Here is a 14,069-nt window from a genome sequence, read left to right as displayed (position 1 = left end):
CTACTTAAAGCTATTGGCCCAGGCTGGGTAAAAATCACAGTTGAGGACACCACCACCTCCTCCCCTGCTTCCCTACCGCGAGCTATTCGCCGGCGAACTCCTCAGGTTCATCCGGAACTTCATTTTCATGTTCGTCCGAACCGAAGCGTGACGCGCGGTCGACCATGGTACGCAGTACCGGCAATGCTTTGATCAGCACCTGAGTTTCTTCTTCACTCAGTGCATCTGCAACTCTGCCCACCAGCCACTCTTCGCGCTCAGCCTGAATGGACGTGATCATTCGGGTTCCCTGCTCGGTGAGATAGAGCTCTTTACGGCGTTTATCTAGCAGGTTCTTACCCGATGATAGGTAACCTCGTGCCAACAGTGACTGGACAATGACATTCATAGACTGCGGTGTAATCTGCTGAAAACGAGCCAGCTCCGCCCCCGTCTGCCGAGGTTGCACCAGTAGCTGAGCCAGCACCGTTTCCTCAGAAAAAGTGAAGGGCGAAGAACTAGCTGACTCATTCCTCAGACGTCGATGCATCCTGAACACCGAATGGTGTAGGTTGCGCGCGTGCTCTGTTAAAAAATTTTCCAAAAGGCGCCATCCCAAAATAATCAGTTTAACTTATTAGTTATATTGACTATAAACCTCATTCAGGACCTCCGCAAGGCAAATAACGACAAACCGCCGCTCCCACACAGGGGAACGGCGGTTTGCTAACAGCTCAGAGCTTTAGAGCATGCAGCTGACGCAGCCCTCAATCTCGGTGCCTTCAAGAGCCATCTGACGAATACGTGAGTAGTAGATGGTCTTGATGCCCTTACGCCAAGCGTAAATCTGGGCCCGGTTGACGTCGCGCGTGGTCGCAGTGTCCTTGAAGAAGAGGGTCAGTGACAGACCCTGGTCCACGTGCTGGGTTGCCACAGCATAGGTATCAATGATCTTCTCGTAACCAATTTCGTAGGAGTCCTGGTAGTAGTCCAGGTTCTCATTGGTCATAAAGGGTGCCGGGTAGTAGACGCGGCCCAGCTTACCTTCCTTACGGATCTCAATCTTCGATGCAATGGGGTGGATCGATGAGGTGGAGCCGTTGATGTAAGAGATAGAACCGGTGGGCGGTACAGCCTGCAGGTTCTGGTTGTACATACCGTGCTCGGCAACCTCAGCTGCCAGCTGCTTCCAGTCCTCAGCACCGGGCACAAAGTGACCGGCAAAGAGTTCGCGGGCCCGCTCGGTTTCGAAATCCCAGGTGCCGTTGATGTACTTCTCGAAGTACTCCCCCGACGCGTACTTTGACTTCTCAAAGCCCACAAAGGTTTCCTTGCGCTCCTTGGCGATTTCCATGGACGCGCGGATGGCGTGGTAGGTCACCGTGTAGAAGTACATGTTGGTGAAGTCCAGTGCTTCTTCTGAACCGTAGTAGACGTGCTCACGGGCTAGGTAGCCGTGCAGGTTCATCTGCCCCAGACCCACAGCGTGGCTCATGGAGTTACCGCGCTCAATGGATGGCACGGAGGTGATGTCTGACTGATCAGAAACAGAGGTGAGTGCACGAATAGAGGTGCCAACAGTCTGGGCCAGGTCGCCGCCGTCCATCGTCAGAGCGATGTTCAGTGAACCCAGGTTACAGGAGATGTCCTTACCCACGGTTGCGTAGCCAAGGTCAGCGTTGTAAACCGAAGGCTCCGACACCTGAAGGATTTCCGAGCAGAGGTTAGACATAATAATCTTGCCCTCGATCGGGTTTGCCTTATTCACAGTGTCTTCGAACATGACGTAGGGGTAGCCGGACTCAAACTGAATTTCAGCCAGGGTCTGGAAGAACTCGCGGGCGTTAATCTTGGTCTTCTTGATGCGGGCATCATCGACCATCTCGTAGTACTTCTCGGTGACGTTAACATCTGAGAAGGGCACGCCGTAGATGCGCTCAACGTCGTAGGGCGAGAAGAGGTACATGTCCTCATTCTTCTTGGCCAGCTCAAAGGTGATATCGGGGATGACGACGCCCAGTGAGAGGGTCTTGATGCGGATCTTTTCGTCCGCATTCTCGCGCTTGGTGTCCAAGAAGGAGTAGATGTCGGGGTGGTGAGCGTGCAGGTAAACTGCACCGGCGCCCTGACGTGCGCCCAACTGGTTAGCGTATGAGAAGGAGTCTTCAAGCAGCTTCATGACGGGGATGACGCCGGAGGACTGGTTCTCAATCTTCTTGATCGGCGCACCAGCTTCACGCAGGTTAGTGAGGGCGAATGCCACACCGCCGCCGCGCTTGGAGAGCTGCAGAGCTGAGTTGATGGATCGACCGATGGACTCCATATTGTCTTCGATGCGGAGTAGGAAGCAAGAGACCAGCTCACCGCGCTGCTTCTTGCCGGCGTTGAGGAAGGTGGGGGTGGCAGGCTGGAAACGGCCCGAGATGAGCTCGTCCACGATGCTTTCTGCCAGCTGCTCGTTGCCTTCACCTAGCAGCAACGCAGTCATAACCACACGGTCTTCAAAACGTTCCAGGTAACGCTGGCCGTCAAAGGTTTTCAGCGCGTAGGAAGTGTAGAACTTGAAGGCACCCAAAAAGGTGGGGAACCGGAACTTCTGAGCGTAGGCACGCTTGGAGAGTGCCTTAACGAAGTCAAAGGAGTAGCGCTCAAAGACCTCGGGCTCGTAGTACTGATGCTTGACTAGGTAGTCAATCTTCTCTTCAAGGTCGTGGAAAAACACGGTGTTGTTATTGACGTGCTGCAGGAAGTACTGGCGGGCTGCCTGTCGGTCAGCCTCGAACTGAATCTGGCCGTTCTCATCATAGAGGTTCAGTAGCGCATTGAGCTCGTGGTAGCCCATGCCGCGGTATTTATCGGGGGTGCTGGGGTCTTCGTGACCGGGTTCTACGCTGAGGCCGGGTACAGAGAGTTTTGAATCCAAAATTCTTCCAATCCTTCTTGAACTTTTTGTACATCTTCTTGGGTTCCCATGAGCTCAAATTTGAAGAGCAGGGGAACTCCACATTTAGTGGCAACCTTCTCCGCTGCTATGCAGTAGAGGTCACCAAAGTTTGTATTGCCCGCACCGATAACACCTACCAGGTGCTCACGGTTTTGGGGCTGGTTGAGAAATTTAACTGCCTGTGGCGGTATTGATCCCGCTCCCCCAGGACGCCCGTAACTAGGCACGCAGAGCACATAGGGTGCGTGCATGATCGGTGGCTCTTCCGCAGTTTTAAGGGGGATCCGCACATTCGCTACGCCAGTTTTTTGCACGAACTTATGAGTATTTTCTGAGACCGACGAGAAGTAAACGATGGTCGGTTGACCTGTCGCCAGCATTTCTTCTGGGGGTTTAGTCTCCATAGCTCATCATCTCCGCAAGGGGTGTTCTGGTCTCTTAATGTACTGGCAGTTCGCCAGCGCATGTTGAAGCCCGGGCAATTCACTCTGGAATTTTCGCCCGGGCTATCGTAAAGCGTTAGGCTGCGGCAGCTGCAAGAGCGTTGATTTTATCGGGCTGGAACCCGGACCAGTGGTCATCGCCAGCGATAACAACCGGTGCCTGCAGGTAACCCAGGCCCTTGATGCGAGCCAGCGCATCGGCATCCTCGGTGATGTCCACGGTGTTGTAGTTAACGCCGAGCTTATCGAGTGCGCGGTAGGTCATATTGCACTGGACGCAGGCTGGCTTGGTGTACACCGTTACGGTCATGATGGAGCTCTCCTTGGGGTATCCCTCAGACGGGGATATGGGAAGTGGCGTGTCTGCTGGTTGGGGTTTTGAAGGCTAAAGCTCTTGTGCCCCGAACCGAGATTTAATACTACATCTAGTGTCACCTCCTCACGCAACCCCCTAGATAGTGTGGTCTCTTACCAATTTTTTACAGACACGCGGCTATCCACAGCTTGGTTCCGCTTGTTCTCGCGGTTTCTGAGAGTTATCCACACCGGGCTCTTTATAAGAGAAGCTGAAAGCTGGTTACTGTGAGCTTAAAAGCAGGTGTTTTGTGCTCCGGTGGGAATAGATTTTCTTAACCCGCAAGATTCCGCGGTTTAAACAGGGATTAGGGATTCAACGTAAACTTTAGGCTTGAGATCAGCGCTCTCTCCCCTTAAATTTTGGGCAGTTTTTTCGCCTCGGAGTGTCGGCTTCGCCGGTGCGTTTGACACTTGACAAGCCGAGTTTTTGGTGGGCAAGAACGAGGCATAGATAAGAACGCCGGCCCGGGCGGCAACCACTGTGGGCTGCTGCTGGGGCCGGCGTCCTGAGATAGGGGCTGAGGTGTGCGACTCTAGACTAGACCGCGCTCTTTGAGCTGCTCGTAAAGGGCAGTGCCGTCGTTGCCTTCAAGCCAGAGCGCTCCCTTGGTGATTTCCTGGGCACGATTGTCACCCCAGACACGACCAGAGGACAGCACCGATTCACCAAAAGTGAGGTTGCGAATCAAAATCGCTTTAACATTGTGAGGGTAGCGCACCGCGAACCCATTATAAATTTCGGGGTCATGCTGACCGTCATCACCAATAAGAATCCATGTGATGTGGGGAAATTCAGCTGCCAGTCGCTTGAGGGTGCTGACCTTGTGTTGCTGGCCAGATCGAAACCAGCGGTCTGGTGTGGGGCCCCAGTCAGTGAGCAAGAAGGTTCCCTTGGGGTAGCCATTGCGGTGCAGGAAACGGCGCAGAGTGGGCGCAACATTCCACGCACCCGTCGAAAGGTACATGAAGGGGGCTGAGGGGTAGGTGCAGTGCAGGCGATCCATCATGACTGCCATGCCGGGCGTAGCGCTGCGTGCATGCTCGTTGAGCACAAAAGAGTTCCATGCTGCCAGTAATGGCCGGGGAAGTGCGGTGTTCATGACGGTATCATCGACATCGCAGATAATTCCAATTTGCTGGTCTTTGGGAACAATATAAACGCTGGTTTGGGCTGGGTGTCCGCCATCAGTACGCATGGTGACATTGTGCATACCGGGTTCGAGCTGCTGCTCGAGACGGACGTCCACGACCCCGCCGCGGTCCGCCTGAACGTCGTGGGTAACCCCTTCAATTTCAACGGTAATTTTTGCATATGAAATTGCCACAGAAGTGAAGGAGCGCCAGCCTCGCACCGGCTCAACGGCAGGATCGCCTTTTTCAACGGAGTCAAAAAATTCTTCAAAGAGATCGGTTTTGTAGAGCACTCGCCCCAGCACGCGTACCCAGCCATCGCTACCGTAGCCCACGCTGGGCACAATGACCGGCTCAAGCTGGTTCCGCTCCGCTCTGCGCTCACGGTGAGCGTGGATTCTATTACCGATACGGAAACCCATATTAACAGCTTCGCCTGCTGCCTCTCGGGCTATATTCATGAATTCGTGTGCGCCTGAAGTGCTCATAATCCTTATTTTTTCATACTCTATGCCCTAACACGCCACGGTAGAACAGTGGCGGCGCAAGATAGAGGTTGAGTTAAGACAAGGGGTGGGCATCTACCGGTGATGCCCACCCCTGGGGTGTGTCTTGGTATGGAGCTTGCTCGCTAGTCGACGTTCAGCACGCAGGATGCGCTGCCGGTGCCTTCAGCTTCAGTGGAGTGCAGTGGGTGGGTGAGACCGGTGCCCTTAAGGCCGCAGGCTACCTCAGCGTTGGGGTCTTCTGCTTCAACGGAGATACGAATCTGAGAGTCGGAGAGGTCAGTTAGGTCATCTGCGGTGAGCTTGTAGAAAGCTTCGCCGGTAAATTCAGCAGTGTTGCCGTCAAAAGATATTTGATCCTGGTAAACAGTGACCTTGGCGGGTGCTTCATTGCCCTCCAGCGATGCCATTACCTCAAAGGTGATGTCGTCACGGCCACCCCAGTCGCTAATTTCTTCGATGCCGATGCCTGGAACAACGGTCTGAGCGCAGCCTGCTAGAAGAGCGGACGCCGCGAGGGCGGTTGCGAGGGTAACTTTTTTCTTTGCCATACATAAAAATATAGCGTGCTCCCAGGTTCTTGGGGTAATGCTACGCCGGTGTTTGTGACAGTTTGTGCGTAAAACCGCAGCTAGAGAGCAGACAAGCGCCACCGACATCTAAGGTCGGTGGCGCTTAGAGTGAGACTCCCCTTTTAGTTACTGATGTCCAGCGAGAAGCTAGGGTTGGTTGTAACCAGGATCTTGACAGCCGTTTCGTTGCGGTTGATGAGGGTGTCAAACCCTTCGTCCACGAGATTGTCGACCAAGATTTTTCCGGTGATAAATGGTTTGAGGTTGATTTTGCCTGATTCCACAAGCTTGATGGTTTCAGGGTGGTTGTTGACGTAGGCGATAGTGCCGCGTAGGTCTACTTCTTTGAGGACAAGTTTTTGCATGTCCAGGCTGGCAGGTTTGCCCCAGATAGAGACAACAACGATGACACCCTGAGGCTTGATGGCATCGAAGAGGGTATCAAGGACGACGTTGACGGACGTGCATTCAAAGGCGAGGTCAGCACCTTTACCGTTGGTAAGCTTTTTAACTTCTTCGGGGATATCTACTTCAGTGGGTGAGAGCGCGTAATCGGCTACTCCTGAGTCGAGTGCTTTTTGGCGGCGCAGGCTGGAGGTTTCACTGATGATAACTGTTGCGCCCTGAGCTTTGAGGACGGCAGCAGTGAGTAGTCCGATAGGGCCGGCTCCACCGACAAGAGCAATGTCGCCTTCTTTGACTCCGCCAGCGCGTTCCACGGCGTGGTAGCCGACAGAAAGAGGTTCGATAAGGGCTGCTTCATCGAGCGGGAGGTCTTTAGAGATTTTATGAACCCAACGACGTTTGACAGCAATTTTTTCGGCAAGCCCGCCACCTCGCCCGGCGAGGCCGATGAAGTTCATATTTTCTGAGAGGTGGTAATCCTTTGAGGTGGGGCCGGTATCAACGCTCTCATCGATGATGTAGGGCTCAACTACTACGTGGTCTCCAACCTCGAGGTCAGTGACGCCTGAACCCAGTGCTGCAACGACACCTGAAAATTCGTGCCCCAGAGTAACAGGGGCGGTTTCTCCGGAGATGGGGTGCGGGGTGGTGTGAGTGGGGCAGAAGATGGGGCCTTCGAGATATTCGTGAAGGTCGGTGCCGCAGATGCCACACCAGGCGACGCTGATGAGCACTTCTCCTTCGGCGGGTGCAGGTTCTTCTATTTCTTCGATGCGTATGTCGTTACGGTCGTAGAAACGTGCTGCCTTCATAGTTTTCAACCTTAGGTAGTTTTTGGTGCGGGTGCACGATTGCTGTTCACCCGCTGATTTAAGTTTATTCCTCCTTAATGTGAGCGGTGCTACCGTGTCCTGTTTATTTCCCGTCATTTCTCTAACTGTGAACCGCTCTTGCACCTATATCTACGGTAGAAGCGGGTGATGAGTATTTACGGATTAGCGGGTCATATAATCGGAAGGGTTGAAAGGTTGTGATCCGGTGAGTCGAGCGTTTGTAGTGTGGTTGGTGGCGGTTTCCGTTTACCTGGTGGCGATCACCGGGCGAACGTCCTTTGGTGTCTCAGGCGTTTTCGCACTGGAACGCTTCGATGTAGGTGCCTCGCAACTTGCCGTCTTCACGTCCTTGCAGGTGGGTGTCTATGCGCTGTCGCAGATTGTGATGGGCATTCTCATTGACCGCTTCGGCCCCCGCCGGCTCATGTCAATAGGTGCCGTCATCATGGCATGCGGGCAGATTCTCTTGGGCATCACTACCTCCTTCTCTGTCGCGCTGGGCGCCAGAGCACTCATTGGGGTAGGCGATGCCACCGCTTTTCTTTCCCTCATGAGGCTAATCCCCGAGTGGTTCCCCCTCAGAAGGGCTCCACTCATTGCCCAAACATCAGCAGCTATTGGGCAGTTGGGCCAATTTGTGTCAGCTATCCCTTTTCTTTCACTCCTGAAAGTGCAGGGCTGGACGGTGGCCTTTGTGTCGCTGGGTTCAGTGGGCATTCTTGTCGGCTTAGCCGCCTGGGTAGCGCTACGAGACTCACCGCGTCCACCCCTCACCACGCCCATCCCCTTAGGCTCCTTTTCAGCGCGTCTAGGGTCGGTGCTGAAGTCACCGGTCTGCTGGCAAGCTTTCTTCGTGCACTGGATGGGCCTGGTGCCGCTGATCGTTTTCACCCTTATTTGGGGTGTACCCATGATGACGTTGGGGCTGGGTCTATCGGCTCAGACCGCAGGTATGGCACTGGTGCTCTGCACCGCGGTTAATATTGTCTCTGGCCCGCTTCTGGGAGCCGTCTCCCCCAGATTTGGTGCCAAACGTGAGTACGCGGCAATTACCATGTCTGGTCTGATCGTGCTGAGCTTCTTGGTCTTCTTCCAGGCAGGCGGAGCCTTCTGGCTGCTGCTGGTAGCTGTTGCTCTGCTGGGTATGTTCGTCCCAGCGTCCAACTACGGTTTTGATACCGTGCGCGAGCGCTTGTCGCCGGGTGTTTTGGCGGCGGGTACTGGGTTGGCGAATATGGGTGGTTTTACTGCGGGTATGGTGGCTGCGCAGTTGATGGGTGTATGGTTGGAGCGTTCTGGGGAGTTTTCTTTGGGGTCTTTTGGGCAGGCTTGGTTGTCTGTTCCGTTGGTGTGGTTGCTTGGTTTGGTGGGTTTTGTGGTGAGCCGCCGGGCGATGGTGAAAGGCTAATCTAAGTTTGGTCGTCATAGCATACAGCCCCTGCCAGTTGGCAGGGGCTGTGTGCTGTGTTGAGTTCGAATATGTATTCGATTAGGGTTGCTGGCTTCGTGTTAGAGGGTTGCTGCGAACTCCCCTAGTTTGTTTTTCCACCAGGTTTTGGTGGGGACGATCAGCTCTGCGCCGGTGAGTTTGGTGCGGTCTACGGAGACGATGCCTTTGGTGGGTGATCCGGCTGGAGTTTTTTTGGTTTGGAAGCTGGCGGTGATTTCTGTGCCGTCGGTGAGGCTGGCGCACCAGTAGCGCCATTTTTCGGTGCTGCTGATGCGGGGGTCGCAGGTGAGGCTTTCGCCGTTGATGGTTGGTGTGGTGCCGATGAAGCTGCCCCAGGCGTCCAGCAGGGTGTCCATATCGCCGGGCAGGGTTTTGCTGACCGATGCGCCAAAGGTGCCGTCGCTGCGCTGGCCGGGGATGCGGTGGCCCTGGGTGATTTCCCAGTCGATGACGACGCCCTGTGCCCACCAGTGGGGCTGGGTGCAGGTGCCGTGGGCTTGGATGTGGGCGGTGGCGGTGAGCGCTAGTTCTGCGTGTCCCTGGTCTTTAATGGGTTCGAAGAAGGTGAGCCAGTCGTCCCAGCTGATGCCGGTGCCGCGTTCGATGGTTGCTTGGCGGTTTTCAGGGGGTTGGGTGGTGGTCATGGCTGTTCTTTTTGTGGAGGTGATGGTGGGGTTTAGGCTCTGCCTGTGATGGCGCCGCCGGCTACGGTGAAGGGCCAGCTGATGCCGTTTTTGGTCATGACGGTGAGGGGGTCTACGCCGGGTGCGAAGAGGGCGTCCCTGTTTTTGTAGGCGATGAAGTATTCGTCGAAGGGTGGGAGGTGGAAGGTGAGTCGTCTGGCTGCGGTGAGTTCTTTGCCGGTGACGTCTGCTTGCCAGGGTGCCATGTAGTGGGGCTGGTTGCCGATGTCTGTGCGCAGGAGTTTGCCGTCTGCGGCCAGTTGTTCTGTTGCTTTGAGGCTTGTGCCTTTAGGCAGGGAGGACCACCAGCAGAAGTCTTCGATGGTGGCGGGGCCGCGTGTGCTGAAGTAGCGTTGGGCCAGCTCTGTTGTGGCGTCAGCCTTGTTTCGCTGCTGTGCTTGTTCCAGTTCCTGAGGCAGGGCTACCTGGGTTTGTATGAAGGTATCGTGCTGCCCTGCTTTGGGGCCTTGAATAATCTGCCCGCTAGCACCTAGACGGCGCAGATGGTGTGAGGTTACGGCGCTGGATTGAGGCAGGTGGGCTGTAACGGAACGTAAGGACGCCCGGTCGGTGAGTTGGGGGCAGGCATCAAAAGTTGCCTGCTGGATTGAGTGGTACTCATCGGTGGTAATACCGAAGGCTGTTGCGAGCCTAACGATATTTCCTGCAACTGAGCGGTGACCGCACAGCAACGCTACCCAAAGATCATCGCGATGCAGAAAGTGCAGGGTACCGCGCTGAGACCAGGTTCTAATGACCTCGTAGTCTGCCATGGCGGCGTCCAGTTCGCTGGTGTTCTTACCGGTCGGAGCGGCGTCCTGCCCGGCACGGATAGCAAGGTCGGTTAGCCCACCAGCATAGTTCTGCCCCTGAGTTGCCACCATATAACGGGCTGCCTCGGCCAGGGTCGTCGGTGCAGGACGCGCGTCGGTAGGTGCGAGCGCTTGGGCGATGAGCCTGCGGGCGAGCAGTTCTTTGGTATCCATGGCTCTAAGTTTAGAGGGGGCTGGGTGCAGATGGCGTGTGTTGACGGAGGGCTATTAGCAGCCGTCGGGGCCACAGCTTGCTCCGCCTTCTGCTCCGGGGACGGTAAGTAGTGTGGGCTTGGGTTCTGCGGGGTGTAGTTGCTCCCAGACCTGGCGTAGTCCACCGAGAATAAAGTCAATGGGCTGGGCGCCGTTGATGGCCCACTTCCCTTCAATGAGGAAGAAGGGGACACCGCTGATGCCGTAGGTGCGGGCTTGGTTTTCGTCAGTGCGCACGGCATCTGCGTAGAGGTCGGTGGTGAGGACTTCTTCTACCTCAGGTGCGGGTAGCTCTAATTCGAGGGCGATCTCGCGGATGATGGTGGGGTCAGCTACTGATTTGCCGTCGGTAAAGTAGGCGGTCTTGAAGGCTTGCTGGGCTTCATTGGCTTTTCCGTGTGCAGCTGCAAGATGGATCATGCGGTGGGCGTCAAAGGTATTTCCGTACTGGGCTTTTTGCCAGTTGAAGGTTAGTCCGACGGCTTGGGCTCGGGCGGCGATATCTCGTTGGGATGCTTCTGACTGCTCCAGGCTAATACCGTACTTGCGGGCGATAGCTTCAGCTAGCGTCCCTTCAGCTGTTGCTGGCGCGGTTGGGTCTAGTTCGAAGGAACGCCAGATAATCTCAACAGCGTCGCGGTGTTCGAATTGCTCGAGGGCAAGTTCGAGGTGGCGTTTGCCAATGAGGCAGAAGGGGCAAACAATGTCGGACCAGATTTCAATCTTCATGGGAACACTTTTCTTTCTAGGTAAAGTTTCTAGGGTGAATAACTAGTCGGGGCCTTACTTTATTCCAGCAGGAACACCATACAGTGTCCTGCGGGGTAAAAACTATGGTGGTGCCCTGCTCCAGGCTCAGAGCACCAAAGTAAGCGCTGATGGGGTTGGTATGTGCTGTGGGTCTGCCGGTACAGTGGTGGTGCAACGGTTTTCTACCCCGGACGGAACTATGTCCCCTTCATCGTCACCCACCCCGCACCAGCTCTTTGGTTTTTTCGCAGCTGCCGAGATGGTCACCTGGGCTGGTCTGATCGCCGCTATCATCAGCAGGGCGATTGGTCTTGCTGATTTCGTTTCTCTTGCCGGCGGTCTGCACGGCTTCATTTTTCTAAGCTACGCCACCGTCACGGTCTTCGTCTGGGTTAATCAGAAGTGGAAGCCTGCTCTGGGCATCATGGGCGTACTGCTAGCCATTGTGCCTTTTGCAACCGTGCCCTATGAAATTTTTCTTAAGAAGCGCGGCCTTTTGGACGGCGGGTGGCGCCTTGCCCCCGGCGGGCAGGCACCGCGCACCCTGGTAGAAAAGGTTCAGGCTTGGGTGCTTCGTAACCCTCTACTGGCAATTATTGTGTTGCTTGCTTTTGTGGTGGCTCTCTACCTGACCCTGCTGTGGTTGGGCCCGCCCATCCCCAAGAACTAGCCTCTGGGTCTCATTGCCCTCAATGGTTAGAACCCGGCGCCCGATGTGGCGTCGGGTTCTTGCTATCGGGGAGCAATAACAACCAGCTGTATTCTCAGTAGCTGGTCAGCATATTTCCGCTGCGGCTACCCCAACCCTAGGATGGTTGTCTATGACCCTAACCCTCTGGCTTTCCCTCGTTGCTGCCTGTCTTATCATCAGTTTGACGCCTGGAGCCGGTGCGGTGAACACCATGACAACCTCCCTGCTCTATGGCTGGAGGCGTTCATTCTTTACGGTGCTGGGGCAACAGCTAGCGTTACTGACGCAGATCGCTATTGTGGCTGCCGGGTTGGGGATCATCGTTGCCCAGTCCCCCATCCTTTTTGACGTCATCCGATATGGCGGAGCGGCTTATCTGGTCTACCTGGGTATTCGTATGATGCTGGCAAAAGTTAAGCCAGCTCAGGACGCCGAATCCGCGCGGGTTGAGGGTGCGGGCAAAAAGGCATCGAAACATCCAGGTTCACCGCTTTCACTGGTGAACCGCGGCTTTTGGGTCAACATGTCTAACCCTAAGGCTATTGTTTTTATTCTGGCTTTCATGCCGCAGTTCATTCGCCCAGATCAGCCCCAACTACCCCAGTACCTGCTGCTGGCGTCCACCATGATTGTTATTGACATCGTGGTTATGTGGGGCGGTTTTGCGGTGGTGGCAAAATCGCTCACCCGGCTCTCTCACTCGGTGCGTGGACAGCGAGCGCTCAACCTGGTCTTTGGTTCCCTCTTCATCCTGGTAGCAGCCATCATGGTGCTGGCAGGGCACTAGAGACAGTCAAGACAAGCTTGGCTGGCGCCGTCCAAAAAGGCTAAGACCGACTTTCTAGGCTTAGTGCTGGCGATGGCTCAGTACGGCGACCACGGCCATCTGAATCGCATCGGTGCTGTTGCCCCGACCCCACCTGCACGAAGCCCGAATAAGAGTAGCCACGCGCTCACCTTATCGGTGAGTGCGTGGGTGTTGTTGTTATTGATGTAATGAAGTAAAAGTCCCCCTGATTCCCTGTCCTCTGTACCTCATCTAAGATCTTCGGACTCTATAATCCATATATGGGAAATTTAGGAATGTACCAAGAAATCGTTACACAGGCCAAAGCCGTCGGCGGTGTCGATATATTAGTCGACCAAATTAAAAAAGGCGCTGTAGCCGAAGCTATGCCAAAAATATTGGCCGGAGGCATAGTAGCGGGTGCTGCTATTGGTGCTGGAGCAACCAAAGGCTGGAACTTGTTGAAAAACAAGAATAAGCAACGCCGGGCTACCCGCAGCCAAGGGGTTGTCAGCGAACAAGAACTCCGGTCGGTGATCGAGAATAAAACTGACGATAACGAAACAGATAACCAATCTGCTACCTACTCACATACCGAACAACCGTCGAAGGATGATAAAGATGCCAACAGGAACTAAACATTATGTGATTCGCAGGGAAAATGGCCCTGGCTCTATGTACGACGAACCTTGTAGATGCATGATCGGCCACGACCACAATCCTAATGGTGGTTCCATTTTCGATAGTGATTTAGAAAGATGGGATATGGAAGAAGGTCGAAGCCGTGCAAACCCTGACTGCCCAGCATGCGGTGGTTCAGGGGCATGCGCACTTTGTGAAGACGACTAAGTTCTACCCCCCCGATTTTGAAATATTTTGCCCCTGTCCGTGGTTTACACCGCGACAGGGGCTTATCAATAATCAAGATCTCAACCTGCATTCAAACATCTAATCTAACGCATCCACTGCTCTCGCGTCATCGCGTGAGAATAGCTGTCCGAATCGCTCTACCGTGGTTTTCATGCTGGAGCGCTCTAGCTTCCTGGAGACGACATGTCTGGACACCCCTTGAGCTGGACGCTGACGTGGGAATATTATAGGTCGTGAATACGAGTCTGAGTGGTTAGGCCTGCATCGCGGAGTTTGCCTTAGAAAGCGTTACTGTGCGGATGGATTGCCGGGTTTTAGGCCCACCTAGGCACATGGACTCCTTGGTGCTGACACTTTTCCAGGAACGTCTGACCTGTAGCAGGAGGGGACTTCATCGTTTGTGGAAAGGTCTTTGCCTATGAGTGCAGTCGCTTCGCTGTAACGCATGCCTGTGAATGCGAGATTAAGCATAAGCGGCCTGCGTCGCTCTGGGTTGTTGACTATGATCTACTCAATCTCGAATCGACTGAGGAATATGGGCTTGAATTCATTCTCAGCCGTGAATCGTGGCTTCGAAAGCTTGATACCGTAAGCAACGTTTTCTATATCTGACCGTTGAATTTTACCGGTTTTTTTGGTTCCA

The 14,069-nt window shown here is 54.7% G+C and carries 14 protein-coding genes; 4 read left to right on the top strand and 10 right to left on the bottom strand.

The annotated features are described in order from the left end of the window. Window positions 1-82: 82 nt before the first annotated feature. The 7 genes from ABD982_RS04775 to ABD982_RS04745 all read right to left on the bottom strand — a co-directional run bounded on the left by ABD982_RS04775 (window position 83) and on the right by ABD982_RS04745 (window position 7,149). Entirely contained in the window at window positions 83-529 is a 447-nt protein-coding gene (locus ABD982_RS04775; RefSeq protein WP_345445173.1) for a MarR family winged helix-turn-helix transcriptional regulator, read from the bottom strand. 192 nt (window positions 530-721) lie between these two features. Next, window positions 722-2,821 carry a class 1b ribonucleoside-diphosphate reductase subunit alpha gene (gene nrdE, locus ABD982_RS04770; protein WP_345445773.1) on the bottom strand — a complete coding sequence of 700 codons (2,100 nt, stop codon included), beginning with the start codon at window positions 2,819-2,821 and terminating at the stop codon, window positions 722-724. A 44-nt stretch (window positions 2,822-2,865) separates the two neighbouring features. Then, window positions 2,866-3,327: a class Ib ribonucleoside-diphosphate reductase assembly flavoprotein NrdI gene (gene nrdI / locus ABD982_RS04765; RefSeq protein ID WP_345445171.1), complete on the bottom strand. Its 462-nt coding sequence runs from the start codon at window positions 3,325-3,327 to the stop codon at window positions 2,866-2,868. Between the two features lie 115 nt (window positions 3,328-3,442). Beyond that, window positions 3,443-3,676, bottom strand: coding sequence for a glutaredoxin-like protein NrdH (nrdH, locus tag ABD982_RS04760; protein ID WP_237203700.1), 234 nt, complete (start codon window positions 3,674-3,676; stop codon window positions 3,443-3,445). A 580-nt stretch (window positions 3,677-4,256) separates the two neighbouring features. Further along, window positions 4,257-5,342 (bottom strand): App1 family protein phosphatidate phosphatase, encoded by a 1,086-nt coding sequence (locus tag ABD982_RS04755; RefSeq protein ID WP_345445168.1) that lies wholly within the window; start codon window positions 5,340-5,342, stop codon window positions 4,257-4,259. A 143-nt stretch (window positions 5,343-5,485) separates the two neighbouring features. Then, complete coding sequence (locus ABD982_RS04750) at window positions 5,486-5,911, bottom strand: hypothetical protein (RefSeq protein WP_345445166.1); 426 nt, start codon at window positions 5,909-5,911, stop codon at window positions 5,486-5,488. A 143-nt stretch (window positions 5,912-6,054) separates the two neighbouring features. Then, window positions 6,055-7,149 carry a 2,3-butanediol dehydrogenase gene (locus tag ABD982_RS04745; RefSeq protein ID WP_345445164.1) on the bottom strand — a complete coding sequence of 365 codons (1,095 nt, stop codon included), beginning with the start codon at window positions 7,147-7,149 and terminating at the stop codon, window positions 6,055-6,057. A 226-nt stretch (window positions 7,150-7,375) separates the two neighbouring features. Here ABD982_RS04745 and ABD982_RS04740 point away from each other — a divergent pair, with 226 nt between their 5' ends. Then, a complete protein-coding gene (locus tag ABD982_RS04740) occupies window positions 7,376-8,578 on the top strand; it encodes an MFS transporter (protein ID WP_345445162.1) in 1,203 nt (400 codons plus the stop codon). 101 nt (window positions 8,579-8,679) lie between these two features. Here the strand turns inward: ABD982_RS04740 and ABD982_RS04735 are convergent, their stop codons facing one another. From ABD982_RS04735 to ABD982_RS04725, 3 genes are read right to left on the bottom strand one after another with little or no spacing between them, the layout of a single operon-like run. Next, window positions 8,680-9,264 (bottom strand): hypothetical protein, encoded by a 585-nt coding sequence (locus tag ABD982_RS04735; RefSeq protein ID WP_345445160.1) that lies wholly within the window; start codon window positions 9,262-9,264, stop codon window positions 8,680-8,682. Window positions 9,265-9,296: 32 nt separating this feature from the next. Then, window positions 9,297-10,289, bottom strand: coding sequence for a DNA glycosylase AlkZ-like family protein (locus tag ABD982_RS04730; RefSeq protein WP_345445158.1), 993 nt, complete (start codon window positions 10,287-10,289; stop codon window positions 9,297-9,299). A 54-nt stretch (window positions 10,290-10,343) separates the two neighbouring features. Beyond that, window positions 10,344-11,057, bottom strand: coding sequence for a DsbA family oxidoreductase (locus tag ABD982_RS04725; RefSeq protein ID WP_345445156.1), 714 nt, complete (start codon window positions 11,055-11,057; stop codon window positions 10,344-10,346). Between the two features lie 220 nt (window positions 11,058-11,277). On the opposite strand from ABD982_RS04725, the gene ABD982_RS04720 reads away from it, so the two are divergent. The 3 genes from ABD982_RS04720 (at window position 11,278) to ABD982_RS04710 (ending at window position 13,194) form a co-directional block, all read left to right on the top strand. Then, window positions 11,278-11,748, top strand: a complete 471-nt coding sequence (locus tag ABD982_RS04720) for a DUF3817 domain-containing protein (RefSeq protein WP_345445154.1) — start codon at window positions 11,278-11,280, stop codon at window positions 11,746-11,748. A gap of 151 nt (window positions 11,749-11,899) precedes the next feature. Then, a complete protein-coding gene (locus ABD982_RS04715) occupies window positions 11,900-12,556 on the top strand; it encodes a LysE family transporter (RefSeq protein WP_345445152.1) in 657 nt (218 codons plus the stop codon). A 296-nt stretch (window positions 12,557-12,852) separates the two neighbouring features. Further along, entirely contained in the window at window positions 12,853-13,194 is a 342-nt protein-coding gene (locus tag ABD982_RS04710; protein ID WP_345445151.1) for a hypothetical protein, read from the top strand. Window positions 13,195-14,069: the final 875 nt, after the last annotated feature.

Source organism: Rothia endophytica (assembly GCF_039543885.1).
GTDB lineage: Bacteria > Actinomycetota > Actinomycetes > Actinomycetales > Micrococcaceae > Rothia > Rothia endophytica.
The sequence above is the reverse complement of the archived record's forward strand: the minus strand, read 5'-3'. Positions and strand labels throughout refer to the sequence as shown.